This window comes from Parageobacillus sp. KH3-4 (assembly GCF_022846435.1).
Lineage (GTDB): Bacteria > Bacillota > Bacilli > Bacillales > Anoxybacillaceae > Parageobacillus > Parageobacillus thermoglucosidasius_A.
Map to the genome: position 1 here is coordinate 173808 of NZ_AP025627.1, position 12719 is coordinate 186526.

Genomic DNA, 12719 nt, shown 5'->3' on the forward strand with positions numbered 1-12719 from the left:
ATGAGATTATGCAAGGATTAGTTTTAGTTGGTAGTGCCATTAAGCCAGAGAGTGTAAAAGTACAAACACTTTTAGAAAACCCTACTGTAGCTAATATGGTGAAGAAGATTAAGCAATATCGTGACTTTGCAGATCATGAATTAGAAGTATTTGATGCTTATCAATTTGAAGGAAAGATTAAAGATCGAGAAAATTCTTTAAAAAGAGGTGAAGGGGCTGTTTTAGCCCTTAAAGATCAAAGTGTTTCATTGAATATTCTTTTTGCAGAATCGGGACAAGAAAAACAGGTTCATATTACCGGTTTTGTGATTCAGGAAGATAACGATAAACAGTATTTTTACAAATTTCAAGCTAAAGGTCAGGATATTAAATTGGTATTAGCAACAGAATTTGATGGGAAGATTAAAGAACAATATTTGAGTAATTTTGATCAAAAGTTATTTAAATATGACGAAAACTTTAAGTATGGGATTCTAGATAATGAAAACGAAGTTGAGGCCCATATTTCTTGGAAAGATGGATGTCTCCCAGGTGGCTATAAATGGTGCGGCGGAAAATGTCATAATTACCCAGATAGTGGTGGAGATGGTTCAGTAATTAATGAAGTAGATGCATGCTGCATGCTACATGATTACTGCTATCGATATGATTGGAATACTGTAGATGGATGCGATGATTCCTTATGCGAATGCGTAAAACCATATTCTTATTGGGCAGCACTATTCATTCAGCTTTATTTCTGCGATTAATGTCTACTAAAAGCAAAGGAGGATGAAATATGAAATTTTTCGGAAAAGTTCTATTAGGCATAACACTTGCTATGGGGATACTTTCAAGTAATGCATTGGCCGCAGAGCCTTTTAGAATCGTTTATTTAAAATACGGCCAAAAAGAAGCTGAGGGAGATACAATGACTATTACTGGTTATTTAAAGGTTGAAGGTACTAATACGGGAAGATATGCGCTAGTATCGCGTGCGATGCAAGCAAGATTTCCTCTATGGGATGTTGCATATGGAGAAATGGTGGTAACTCCAGGAACTACCCAAATAGGTTACGAATCGGGAGTCCCACACTCTTCATATTACCCTGAAGCAAGACCTTATTTCATTGATCCTGTAACTGGCACAGGGTATACAACTGGGTCAACAAAAATCTCAAACTATTAATTTTAATTAAAAAGGAGCCCTTAAGGTTCCCTTAAGGGCTCCACATAATAAAGGGATGAGTATAATGAATAAATTTATTAGACCAATATCACTTTATAAAAAAATTCTTTCTAGAAATCCATTTATATTATTAATGTTAGCTATTTCTATTTTTTATGTTTGTATACTTTTCTATTCGTATATTTTAGATGACCGTTATTTTCATCCCGGGAGTGCACTGACTTTGTCTAGTTTTTTTATTCAATGTGGTATTTTTACTTTTGGTCTTTTAGGGATTTACCTAGATAGAAATCATAAGAAACATGAATTTATTCTTTATAGGAATACAGTTTATCTATATTTAGGGAAAATAAGTTTTATCAGCTTAGTCATTATTACTTTTTGTTCATTCCTAGCGATTTTGTTTTTTATCTTGATAAGGATTAAAGGATTGACTGTCAGTCCTTTCTATATTGATAGCTTTATGTATATTTTAGTTTATTGGGTAGTAGTATTCTTAATTGCATTTCTTATCGGCATCATTCTTTCAATGCTTATACCCAGCTTAATAGTCTATTTTATTTCAATATTCATTTGTTTTTTTATTGGTCCTGTTAACTACAGACTGCTCGATAACAGAATAGCAGAGCTGCTTAATTTAGGCCAAAGAGAGAATGACCAATTCTATCATCCTTTATATGGATACTTAATTGAGAATGAGGAAATTTCCAAAAGATTGTTTATTCTATGTTTCTTAATTGTTATTTTTTTATTAATTCAACTTTATCATCATAAAAAAATGTATAAAGCTATCGTAATCCCACTACTATTTAGTTTAGGGTTCACGGTTGTTACGTCTCATCAATTTCTAATAAACAATCAACACGAACAAAAGATTAATCTTGGGCTTGATCCGAATGGGGAAGTTATTAAAGACTATAGGTTCTATGAATCACATGTAAATGCGAATATAAAGAAGTTAAATAATCAAAGGGAATATTTTACTCCATTAAATTATAAAATTAGGTTTAATACAGATAAAGGTTTTTTACAGTCAAAGGTGAGCATCAAATTTCAGATTGAAAAAGTAAAAGAAGAGTTAAAAATTAATCTTTACCATGGATTTAGAATTAACACTATTACCTTAAATAATACAAAAGTTAACTTCACAAGAAAAGGAGATATTATAAGTATACCAATTGATAAGCATAAAGACATAAACGAGTTAATGATTGATTATGAAGGAAAAAGTTCTCCTTTATTTTATGCAAATAGCAGGGCAATTTTTCTTCCAAGTAATTTTGCATGGATACCTTCTTTCAATTTAACTCCTTCCCTTCAAATTCATGAAGGATATTTTCATCGGAATTATTCTCAGAATACTGGAAATGTAGAATACGAAATTGAATATTTAGGTAGTATGAAGATATTTACGAACCTCGATAAGAAGGACTCGAATACTTATCGAAAATCAACTACTGAAGGAGTCTCGATTATCTCTGGTGATATAATGGAAGTTAATTTGTCTAGCAGTACCATCTATATCGCTCGAACTTGGGAAAGAGGATTAAAGGAGTATAGTTCATTCCGTAAGTTTTTAAATAAAGTCGTACAAGAAGTAAATATGACTTTTAATAAGAAAATTGAAATTCCTAAAAAAATTTTTATCATACCTACGACTGGAATTTATGATGAAGCTTTCATCGAAGATATTTGGACATTTTCTGATCATTGGCTTATTGGTTATCCTTTATATACTTCTTTTCATGATAAGTCTTTATTAAATAAGGAACACCTAATAAACTCTCTGGTACCTGCTCTGACTTGGAAGAACGATGGAATTTATAGAGAGAATTTATTAATGGTGACTTTGTTTGATGCATGTTTTTCTAACTGGCTAGGGCATCAAATAGGATTTCATAATGACGACTATCTAAACTATACATTAGACAGTCTTAGTTCGTATTACAAAAATCGAAAAGAAGTAACACAAGTTCTTTATAAGTTAAAAGCATTAAAAAAGGAAGAATTTAAACAAGTTGACAGAATATTTTTTACAAATTGGTATGACATGCTAAAAACAGAGCAAAACGATTGGATAGTATTGGAAGAACTTATTGACAAATATAATAATAATCACAAGAAAAGGGGGGAATAAATTGTTAGAAATTATCAATCTTAGTAAATGGAAGCGAAGACGTAAAATTTTAGATGATATCAATTTAAAGATTCCTAAAGGTATTTATGGTATTACAGGTCCAAATGGTGCTGGGAAGACAACTCTTTTGAGTATTCTTGCTTCGGCCGATACATTCTCTTCAGGCGAGATTAAATATAATGGTGTTTCAGCAAATAAGGATAGACTGAGAAATCTAGTAGGGTATTTACCTCAGCATTTTTCAATGTACAGTCAGTTAACTGTTCTCGAAGCTTTGAAACATCTAAGTTTTTTAAAAGGCGTTAGATATTCTACTAAGGAACTGATCCATGTATTAAGTAAAGTAAATCTGGATCAGCATATAAACCAAAGAATCGCTCATATTTCCGGAGGGATGTTAAGAAGACTAGGAATAGCTCAAGCCATTTTAGGTGATCCAGAAATATTAATTATCGATGAACCAACTAGTGGTTTAGACGTTGAGGAGAAGATTCGTTTTAGAAATTTAATAAAGAGTTTGGTTGATGATAGAACTATTATATTATCTTCCCATGATTTAAATGAATTGGAATCTGTAAGTGATCATTTTGCCATTTTAAAAGATGGTAAAATTCTTTTGCATGGTGATTTAAAAGGGATAATGAAAGCAAAACCAAATGTTTTATTAGTTAGGGTAAAAAGTGAAGAGTTAAATGATTACTTTGAGAAATATCAGGTTACTTCTTTTAAAAAAATAAATGCAACAAGCTTTGAGTTAAGGGTGCTAACTGATGAATCATTAGATGGCGGCGTAGCAGTTACTCCAACTCTAGAGGAATGTTATATATCAATCATTAGTTAAAAAATTGGGTGGTGATTATTTGTATATAATCAAGGTACTCTATATAAATTGCCGAATTATGGGAAAGAATTTGCTAATACCTATTATATTCACAGTCTTAGTATGGTTGCATGCACTGATTACGAGTATAAATATGACTTTGATTGAGATTATCATCATACCTCTCTCTTGTTGGTGGCAGGTGTGGTTATTTAATGAGATATTTCAACAGTCTAACATTATTCTTTTTCGTAGTTATCCAAAAAAACTAATTAAATATATTTCGAAAAACTATTTCATTAACATGTTTCTTTATATTGTATTTATTGCGCTATTATTTTATCCGATTCTGGCTGAAAAGCAGTGGATAAACTTTTCCATTCAAGTAATACCACAAGTTATTTTTCTTAACGGTATGGTTCTTCTTGTTCATGCTATCTTTGGAAACCTAGAGCTAACTTTGTTGACTCCTTTTTTATATTTATCAGCTGCTTTATTAGGTATATTAGACTTAATACGCGTTCACAAAATATTCTTTTTTACTAATAACTCTTTATCTGCTATACATTTGGTAGATAAGTCATTTATAACTTTGATGTATGGAATATCAATAACCATCTTAGCTTTTTTAACTATAAACAAAAAGTTGTCGTTGGAAAAATTTTAGATTGTAAGAACACATGGTTTATGCGTCTTGGCTATTTTTTGGCTAATATTGTCTAAAATCTCTATCTTTTCAGACGTGATTTTTACCGAAATGACTCGCCGCGCAATATTGTGGGGAACAAAAGAACATGAACCGGCGGAGCGTGTCTTTTTTAGAGAGAACATAGTTGTTTTTCTTCTATCCTTTCTATTAGCTGCATACGTATAGTGAAAAAGCAACTGGAAGTCAGAAACAATGACGAGCGTACGCTGTCAAGGCCGATTATTTTCTGGCTCTTACGTATATTTGGTGAATGCCTTCCTATCATCCCTGTTGGAGATTTTTATTGTTTTATTAAAATAATAATTAAAGTCTATAGAGAACCCTTTTTTCTAACAAGTCTAATCCAGCACGGCCATACATCATTCGTTTAATGGTTTTTAACCGGTTTATTTGTCCTTCTAGTACCCGATTGCTGTATGGGAGAAGAAAAGCGTGTTTTACTGCCTGCAAATCGCTTCGCAAGCGTTTCGCATAAGAATAAAATGGCTGTTTTGAATCTGAAAGCTGACCACGCAGCCAAACAAGAAAACGGTCATAATCTCTTTGATCCACGACCTCCCGATATTCTTGCACCACTTCATAGACAGGACGGACAACTGGATACCTTTTTAGGCATTGTTCCAGATTCATTTTCTCTTTTTCTGAAAGTCGATGATACGGCGACCATATCCAATAAGACAACTGTTTTCTTGTGATACGATGTTCCAACGTCGATGGATCATTCCTCTTCCGATTCCGTCGAATCGTTTCTATGGCGGTTCGCACCGCCGAAAACGTACCGGCATATCCTTCTTTGCGAAGAAGGGAATCGATGGATGAGACGGTTTGGCCTTTTGCTTCTAACTCGATGACACGGTCCAAAAATGGGGAAACCGGTGTTTTTCTTTTTCGCCGATGAATCAGTGGCGGGGTAGTCATCTGGAGATATTTTTTCACCGTTTTCCGATCCAGCTCATATTCCCTCGCAAGCCTAGAAATGTTCTTTCCTGATTGATGAGCTGTTTGGATTTCTTGAATGAGTGCCCATTTTTGTGCCTGACGCTGCTTTTTCCTTTTTTCTTCCTTGGTCATTTCGATTTCACGAACAAAGGGGTTAGGTTCACTCCATGTCATCAAAGAGGGAACGAGGGATAAAAGAAGGAAATCCAGTCTCTTCTTCGCATTCCCGATAAAATGCCACCGATCATATACATGAAGGATGGAAGGGTTGGCATTCGTAATCCCCTGACGAAATCCCGTAAATCCATCCCTGCTCATCACTTGTACATGAGAATATGGTTTCAGCCATTCGGTCAGTGTTGGTGGCAGCCGATCAGGTAAAAGCGCAACAGGATGATGGTTGTCTAAGTCGCAAATGATGGTTCCATACGTATGTCCTTTTCGAAAAGCAAAATCATCGACTCCAAGGAAAGGGAGACACCTCTACGGGAATAGGGGTTTTCCGAATGAGGGTTAACAACGTATCATGACTGACAGGAAGATGGATCGATTGCGCCACCTTTTGTGCAGAGAGACAGCTGGTAGAAAAAGCAATTTGCTGTAAGGTGTGTTCTGCCCGAAGGGTACGGCGGCCATGCGGCGCCAGCCAATCATAACGCTCTGTAAACACTTTAACGGGACAAGCAGGAGAATCACAAAACCATTTTCGAGAAATAAGCAGAAGAGAAACAGGCTGATCGGCGATAGGAAGATCTTGAATCACGCGTGTATACCGACTATGCGGGCGGCAGGAAACATGATGACAGGCAGGACAGGGAGAAGACTCACGGATGCTTTTTACCGTTAAACGCAAACTATTACCGACATCAGATATATCCAGCAGTTCGATAGTTGAACTGAGAGGAGACCAAGAAAGGTGAGCCATCATCATACACTCCTTTTCTTTTTATTATATCAGTGTAGTTAATAGAAAGTCATCTCCCCAAATTAGCGTAAGAACCTATTTTCTCCCCAAAATCGCCGGTTTAAAATTCCCCAGAAGGACCTCATTAAATCCTTCTGTTTTTCTTGTTGGAGCCTTTTTTCCCGTAATCGATAGCTTTCCCCCTTTAAGTTGAAAATGATGGAATGATGCAGTAATCGATCTAACATCGCTGTCGCTAGAACCGAATCTCCCATGATTTCTCCCCATTCCCCAAAGCTTTTATTGGAGGTGAGGATAATCGGGGCATGTTCATACCGTCGGGCGATCACTTGAAATAAGTAATGAGCGCTGTTCGGGTTCAGTTTTAAGTACCCCATTTCATCAATAATCAGAATCGTTGGTTTTACAAAGACCCGAAGCTTTTTTTCCAACTTACCTTCCTGGTCGGCTCTTCTTAACTGAGTGACCAAATCATGGGCGGTAATAAAATACGTTTTATATCCTCCTGCGATCGCCTCCATTCCAATCGAAATCGCCAAGTGTGTCTTTCTAATCCCCGGCGGACCGAGAAAAAGAATATTCTCCTTGCGATCAATAAACGACAAGGTAAGCAGCTCTCGAATCCGAGTTCATCCACCGAAGGCTGTGCGGTCAAATCAAACGTATCGATCGTCTTGCGATACGGTAGCTTGGACAGCTTGATGAGCGTTTGGATCGATCGTTCCTGTTTTTCGACGATTTCCGCCTCTAATAAGCGGAATAAAAACTCCGAATATGGTATATTATGAGTAGATGCGTATTCTGCCATGGCAGACCATCGGTCCGCCATGACAGGCAAATGAAGTCGGTGGCAATACTCGTGTATTTGTTCTTTCATGAGCTTTCCCCTCGCAGGAATGCGTCATAAACGGACAATGGACGAGTATCCACTTCCACCGAAACAGGCGAAATGGTGACGGCCATTTCCGCCTGTTTCTTTTTTATTTTTTCGGCAAATGCCATTACTTTTTTCTGTTGGTTCAAGCTAGAAATCTCCTTCCCTCGATAGTACAATCGAATATCGCCATTCAATCGCTTCTTCACCAGAATTTCTTTCCCCACATACTCTGGCGATAGAAGCCATTGTTCCCTTTATAGGAGAAACTGCCATCCCAATGCACTTTCCGATAGGAAAGATAGCTCGTATCGTAATCATGGATGGGAAGAGGTTTGAGTGACTCCTCGGCCCAACGTTCTTGTGGAGGAATGCCGGTAGTGGCGTTTGGCTTCCGATTCGCCACTTGATCCAGCTAGCGATGCAAAAGGAAATTTAATTCTTCGATGCTTTCAAACGATGTTCCTACATAGAAGTGATCCATGATATACTGAATGGCTCGTTCAACTTTTCCTTTTGTCTGGGCCCGGTAGGGCCGGCATACTTTTGGAATAAATCCGCAGTAATCCGCAAATTCGGAAAATCGCTTATTCCATTTCACGACTCCTTGTTCTCGCCCGTCTGTAACGGTCTTCATATTGTCCAATAACACCTTCTTCGGAACCCCGCCAAAGTACTGGAAACTTTGAATCAGGCATTCCATTAAGTGCTCCTGGTCCTGGCTGGTCGTAAATACCGCGTATTTCATCCGCGAATAGCCTAACGCAGCCACAAATAGCGATAACTTGAATTTTCTCCATTCAATCACGACCTCCCCAACTTCTTTCCAATCGACTTGCATTTGTTCGCCAGGAAGCGTTTCATAGCGAACGGTGTATTTCTTTTTCGCGGTCTCTCGGAAGGGCTGCATATAGTCCTTTAAGATCGTCCTTCCTCCTGTGTATCCCTGTTGTCGAATTTCGAAAAACAACTTTTCGCTATTAAATACCCCATCCTCTAACATTCGTTTTTGAAGATACGGTTTAAATGGATCTAACTTGCTTTTTCTTTGTTTTCGCTTGGATTTAGAAGGGGGATTGGGGGAGTGAATTATTTTCGGACAGTTTTTCGATCGATCCCCAATTCCCTCGCAATATCGGAAATACTCATTCCCCTTTCATACATCTCTTTGATCATAAAAAATTACCCCTTCGTAATCACGAACCATAGCTCCTCTCATTGACACTATGGTTCTATTGTAAGTGGGGAATTTTATTCCGGATTTATCATCGGCTGTAACAATATTGCGGCAGTGTTTTTATATTTTAGCAGAAAAATAGAGAATTTTAGTCTACCTATTTTGATTCTAATCCGATTGTGGATGTAGAGCAGATATTAAAAAGGAAAAGAAACTATATTTTTGAATCATCTTTTAAAAGTTGATTTTTTTACAAAAAATTAAATTTTTAATATATTTTGAATATATTGACATTCAAAAATATCAGGGTTATATTTAATTTGAATACAATATTCTGATAATAATTAAGGAGGGGTTAGCATTGAGTTTTGAATTAAATCAGGAAGGAGAGGAATTATTACACAAGATTCGGGATTTTTTTGAAAGGACTAACATTGAAAAAGAGTTACTCGAAAGTAATTCAGAAAAGTTTCCATGGCATATTAGACAGGAAGCTGGTAAGTTAAATCTAATAGGACTTGATGTTAACAAAGCAGATGGCGGCATGGGAGTTTCTGCATTAACTATGGGGTATATTTACCATGAATGTGGGAAAATTAGCGTAAATACTAGAGAGCTTTTTGGAGCTGGACATGGAAGGCTTATTGCACAATATGGAAGCCTTGAACAAAAGAAAAAGTATTTACCTCCTCTTCTTAAAGGAGATTTGTTGGTTGGTGTCGGGCTTACAGAACCTGATTGTGGTTCAGATCTTGCCGCAACTGAAACTACAGCGGAACGGGTTGGTTCTAATTATATCTTGCGTGGTATCAAACAATGGGTTAGTAGAGTAGAAGAATCTGGGATTTTTATTGTCTTTGCTCAAACAAAACCTGGCTCTGGAGTTAAAGGGTTAACACCTTTTATTGTTGAAATGGACAATCCAAATATTGAGAAATTTTTAATTGAACCTATGGGCATGAAAGGTTGGTCTTACGGTGGCTTTAAACTGCATGACGTGGTTATACCTGTAGAAAATCGATTAGGTGAAGAAGGTGAAGGTTTTAAAATATTTAATGAACATTTTACTTATTGGCGAGTGTTAATGGGGATAATATGTCTCGGTGCAGCACAAAAAGCCATTGAACAAGCGATAGAATATGCTCAGAATCGTTTCGCTTTCGGTGGCCCAATAGGAAGATTCCAATCAGTTATGCATAAGATTTCTGATCATGCTACATTGATAGAAGCAGCTCGATTACTTTGTTTTAAAGCACTTGATTTAATAGATAAAGGAAAACCCGATGTAAAAGAAAGTGCAATGGCAAAGTGGCTTGGAACTACTGTTGCTTATCATGCTATTGATGATGCAATGCAAATTCATGGTGCAAGAGGATATGTTCGGGAATATGGATTGGAACAAAGACTTAGAGACGTCAGAGGTTTGATGATTGCTGATGGAACAACAGATACATTAAAATCACTTATAGGAAGAGAATTACTTGGGAAAGAAATTTATAACCATATGCTTGGCAGAGTACGAGAACCAAAAAGTGTAAATGTATAATTTTTATATAAAAATCAAAGGGGTATTTAGTGGTGAATAAATTAACCAATAATAATGATTTAGAAATATTGAAAACGGATATTAGTATGGTTGATGGAGAAAATGGTCGTCTAGTGTACAGAGGATTTTTGGCAACTGAATTGGCAAAAAATTATTCATTTGAAGAAGTAGCATATCTTTTATGGTATGGAGAACTTCCAGATAAAGAAAAATTAGCCCATTTCACTGAAAAACTTGCCTTACAAAGAGAAATACCTCTATTTATTAAAAGAATAATAGACATTATTCCAAACGAAGTGAATATGATGAGTGTATTAAGAATAGCTTTATCAGCCCTGGGCGAGTCAAATTATAATTGGCCGTTCAATCTAGATATGGCGATTTCCATTACTGCCAAAATACCAACAATAATTGCTTATCGTTATCGACAATTGCAAAATAAAGAGCCAATTGAACCAGATTTATCACTAAGCCATACTGTTAATTATCTTTATATGTTAAAAGGCTCACAACCAAAAGATTTTGAAATAAAAGCACTAGAAACATATTTAATTTTAACACAAGAGCACGGAATGAACCCATCTACTTTTGCAGGTCGAATTGTTGCATCTACTCGTTCAGACTTGATTTCTGCTGTGACTGCTGCTATTAGTGCATTGAAGGGGCCTTTACATGGAGGGGCACCATCAAAGGTTACTGAAATGTTAGAGGAAATTGGAACAAAAGAAAATGCAGAAACTTGGCTTAGAAATGCAATAGAAAGAGGGGATAGATTGATGGGGTTCGGACATAGAATTTATAAAACAAAGGATCCTCGTTCTGTTGTTCTAGGTCAAATAGTTTCAGAATTTTCCAAAGATACACCGTGGTTTGATTTAGCTACATATGTTGAAGAGACAGCTATTCGGTTGCTAAAAGAATATAAGCCCAATTTAAAGATCTATACAAATGTAGAGTTTTATGCTGCTGCTGTAATGAAAGCTATAAATTTTGAAAAACTATTGTATACACCTACGTTTGCAGTTAGTAGAGTTGTTGGTTGGTGTGCTCATTTTATAGATGCTATGGATAAACGGTTAATTTATCCTAGTACAATCTATACGGGAAGGCTACCTATTTCATAATTTATATAGTAGAGGAGCATTATCATGCTACGTCTATTCATCATTTTTGTTGCTACTTCAAATGCGTTTATTGTTCTTTATGCACCACAACCTCTACTTCCTTTATGGACTCAAGAATTTGATGTATCGATTGCAACAGCCAGTTTAGCTATATCATTGACCATCATTTCATTATCAATAGCGTCATTTTTATTTGCACAATTATTGGATCAATGGAACCGGAAAAAAGTGATTCTTTCGGCAAGTATCTTGTTAATTATTCCAAGTGTAATGATTTTTCTTAGTGAATCTTTTTCATTTATACTATTTTGGAGATGTATTTATGGTTTCATCATACCGGGTATCTTGGCTATGATGATGGCATATATTTCCGAAGAATTTCCTCCGAATCAAAAAGGCCGGGTAATGGGTGTATATGTAAGTGCCAATGTAGCAGGAGGGTTGGTTGGACGAGTCATTTCAGGACCTATAGCTGACACATTATCTTGGAGAACAGTATTTTTGGTTATTGCTTTGTTTTCTATATTGGTTGCTTTTTTAGTTTGGAAGTATTTACCCAAATCCACTTTTCAAAGAGAAAGGAAGAAAAAGAGTTTTATCATTCATTTTAAAAATCCTGCCCTTATCGGAACATTTGCTATAGGTTTCTCACAATTTTTTGCATTCATCGGTTTTTTCACCTATATTCCTTTTTATGTAGATCAGCCTCCATTTAACTTAAATAACACCCAAATTTCATTACTCTATGCTACTTATGCGCTTGGAATTTTCTCGGCTCCTATTGCCGGTATAGTATCTGATAAAATTGGCCGACGTTGGACAATGTGCATAGGGCATATTATTGGAGGATTGGGTATACTTATAACACTATGGCCAACGATACCGGCACTTATTAGCGGTTCATCCTTATTAGCGTTTGGAAATTTCGCTTCACAATCAGCAACAACATCTTATGTAACGGATGTGGCGACAACATCACGGGGAAGTGCATCATCTCTGTATTTGGTATTCTTCTATTTAGGAGGAAGTCTCGGAGCATGGATTCCCGGAATATTATGGGATGTTTTCGGTTGGCATGGTGTAGTATTCTTGACAGTTGGAACAATTGTTTTAGCCTTATTAAGCAATTTATTCCTGGCAGGAAAAACTTCATGGAAAGTAAAAACTTCTGAGAACAAATGTGAACAAAGAATTTTCACCTAAAGCTAGGAACTCGACTAGATTAAATATTTCTTCGTATGTCGGTTAATTTGGTTAACATCGTAGTTGAAAGGTGCAGGTATTAGAAGTGCTCCATTAA

General features: G+C 36.2%; 10 protein-coding genes and 2 pseudogenes. 8 read left to right on the top strand and 4 right to left on the bottom strand.

All coding sequences use genetic code 11. The features are described 5' to 3' along the window. Window positions 1-8: 8 nt before the first annotated feature. From MWM02_RS00995 to MWM02_RS01015, 5 genes are all read left to right on the top strand, one after another. On the top strand, window positions 9-749 hold the full coding sequence (locus MWM02_RS00995) for a phospholipase A2 family protein (RefSeq protein ID WP_157778162.1): 741 nt from the start codon (window positions 9-11) through the stop codon (window positions 747-749). A gap of 29 nt (window positions 750-778) precedes the next feature. Beyond that, the gene (locus tag MWM02_RS01000; protein WP_064551506.1) at window positions 779-1168 is read left to right on the top strand and encodes a hypothetical protein; all 390 of its coding nucleotides are present in this window, start codon (window positions 779-781) and stop codon (window positions 1166-1168) included. 64 nt (window positions 1169-1232) lie between these two features. Continuing rightward, entirely contained in the window at window positions 1233-3305 is a 2073-nt protein-coding gene (locus tag MWM02_RS01005) for an MFS transporter (RefSeq protein ID WP_244402744.1), read from the top strand. A 1-nt stretch (window position 3306) separates the two neighbouring features. After that, window positions 3307-4146: an ATP-binding cassette domain-containing protein gene (locus tag MWM02_RS01010; protein ID WP_064551501.1), complete on the top strand. Its 840-nt coding sequence runs from the start codon at window positions 3307-3309 to the stop codon at window positions 4144-4146. 133 nt (window positions 4147-4279) lie between these two features. Continuing rightward, entirely contained in the window at window positions 4280-4792 is a 513-nt protein-coding gene (locus MWM02_RS01015; RefSeq protein ID WP_157778161.1) for a hypothetical protein, read from the top strand. A 345-nt stretch (window positions 4793-5137) separates the two neighbouring features. Here the strand turns inward: MWM02_RS01015 and MWM02_RS01020 are convergent, their stop codons facing one another. From MWM02_RS01020 to istA, 4 genes and pseudogenes are all read right to left on the bottom strand, one after another. Then, a complete protein-coding gene (locus tag MWM02_RS01020) occupies window positions 5138-6193 on the bottom strand; it encodes a transposase (protein ID WP_346015942.1) in 1056 nt (351 codons plus the stop codon). Between the two features lie 34 nt (window positions 6194-6227). Then, on the bottom strand, window positions 6228-6698 hold the full coding sequence (locus MWM02_RS01025) for a transposase family protein (protein ID WP_081260353.1): 471 nt from the start codon (window positions 6696-6698) through the stop codon (window positions 6228-6230). Between the two features lie 62 nt (window positions 6699-6760). Further along, window positions 6761-7575 (bottom strand): annotated as a pseudogene (gene istB / locus MWM02_RS01030) (IS21-like element IS5376 family helper ATPase IstB). Further along, window positions 7572-8748: pseudogene (gene istA / locus MWM02_RS01035) on the bottom strand (IS21 family transposase). The pseudogenes istB and istA overlap by 4 nt, the downstream one beginning before the upstream one ends. Window positions 8749-9110: 362 nt before the next feature. Here istA and MWM02_RS01040 point away from each other — a divergent pair. From MWM02_RS01040 to MWM02_RS01050, 3 genes are read left to right on the top strand one after another with little or no spacing between them, the layout of a single operon-like run. Continuing rightward, window positions 9111-10295: an acyl-CoA dehydrogenase family protein gene (locus tag MWM02_RS01040; RefSeq protein ID WP_244402745.1), complete on the top strand. Its 1185-nt coding sequence runs from the start codon at window positions 9111-9113 to the stop codon at window positions 10293-10295. Between the two features lie 32 nt (window positions 10296-10327). Continuing rightward, complete coding sequence (locus MWM02_RS01045) at window positions 10328-11419, top strand: citrate synthase/methylcitrate synthase (protein ID WP_256462200.1); 1092 nt, start codon at window positions 10328-10330, stop codon at window positions 11417-11419. A gap of 24 nt (window positions 11420-11443) precedes the next feature. Continuing rightward, entirely contained in the window at window positions 11444-12622 is a 1179-nt protein-coding gene (locus tag MWM02_RS01050; RefSeq protein WP_064552335.1) for an MFS transporter, read from the top strand. The last annotated feature ends 97 nt before the right edge of the window (window positions 12623-12719 follow it).

What these genes read in the sequence shown, in the direction of transcription:
- MWM02_RS00995 (WP_157778162.1), top strand. Translation starts at nt 9, where the DNA reads ATGCAAGGATTAGTTTTAGTTGGTAGTGCCATTAAGCCAGAGAGTGTA.
- MWM02_RS01000 (WP_064551506.1), top strand. Translation starts at nt 779, where the DNA reads ATGAAATTTTTCGGAAAAGTTCTATTAGGCATAACACTTGCTATGGGG.
- MWM02_RS01005 (WP_244402744.1), top strand. Translation starts at nt 1,233, where the DNA reads ATGAATAAATTTATTAGACCAATATCACTTTATAAAAAAATTCTTTCT.
- MWM02_RS01015 (WP_157778161.1), top strand. Translation starts at nt 4,280, where the DNA reads ATGACTTTGATTGAGATTATCATCATACCTCTCTCTTGTTGGTGGCAG.
- MWM02_RS01025 (WP_081260353.1), bottom strand. Translation starts at nt 6,698, where the DNA reads ATGGCTCACCTTTCTTGGTCTCCTCTCAGTTCAACTATCGAACTGCTG.
- MWM02_RS01050 (WP_064552335.1), top strand. Translation starts at nt 11,444, where the DNA reads ATGCTACGTCTATTCATCATTTTTGTTGCTACTTCAAATGCGTTTATT.